Origin of the sequence: Mesorhizobium sp. RCC_202, from assembly GCF_041355295.1 — a bacterium.
GTDB lineage: Bacteria > Pseudomonadota > Alphaproteobacteria > Rhizobiales > Rhizobiaceae > Mesorhizobium.
In genome coordinates, this window is the sequence record NZ_JBFUPO010000028.1 from 1 (window position 1) to 743 (window position 743).

The following is a 743-nucleotide window of genomic DNA, read 5'->3' on the forward strand; positions in this document are numbered from 1 at the left end:
CTAGGGCCTGTTGAGAATCAGCGTGAGTTGATGACGGATGCGCAAGCGTAGATCATTGCGCTGAAGTTTCGATCTGTCTTTTCGCTTCGCATAGCGATGCCTTTGAAGGCCTTGAGCTTTGCGAAGAAGTTCTCGACGAGATGGCGCCATTTGTAGATCTCATCATCGATTTGGATTGGCAGCTTGCGCTTGGGCCGTTGCGAGATGACGATCTTTACACCTCGTTCGTTCATCTCCTCGACGATCCAGTTGGCATCGAAAGCCTTGTCGGCAATCAACCCATCGAAATCGATGCCTTCGATCAAAGACGCGACGCCTATAGTGTCGTAGCGATGGCCGGGCAGCAGGATGAAACGCACCAAGTTGCCGAGCGCGTCGGTCAGTGCCAGGATTTTGGTTGTCCAACCGCCCTTGGACTTGCCGATCGCCTGATTTTGAGTCCCCCTTTAGCGCCGTGTCCATGACGATGGACCGGAACGATGGTGGCGTCGATCATGGCGTATTCCATGTCCGGATCGTCTGAAACCGCTTCGAAAATACGTTCGAACACGCCCCGCTTCGACCAATAGTCGAAGCGTTTGAAAATTGCATTCCAGTCGCCGAAAGCATCAGGAAGGTCCCGCCAAGGGCTATTGGTGCGCGCTTTCCAAAGCACCGCCTCCAGAAACAGCCGATTGTCCTTGCCGCTGCGTCCGGCATCCGTCGTCTTGCCAAGACAATGCGGCGCCATCTTCTCCCACTGC

General features: G+C 54.8%; 1 protein-coding gene. It reads right to left on the bottom strand.

The window, feature by feature from the left end:
• Positions 1-17: 17 nt before the first annotated feature.
• Positions 18-743 (bottom strand): IS5 family transposase gene (locus AB6802_RS30050; RefSeq protein ID WP_371013836.1). Its coding sequence is split into 2 segments (ribosomal slippage), with 727 coding nucleotides annotated over them: positions 18-439 and positions 439-743; the frame shifts between segments, so codons are not numbered across the junction. This gene is flagged as partial in the annotation.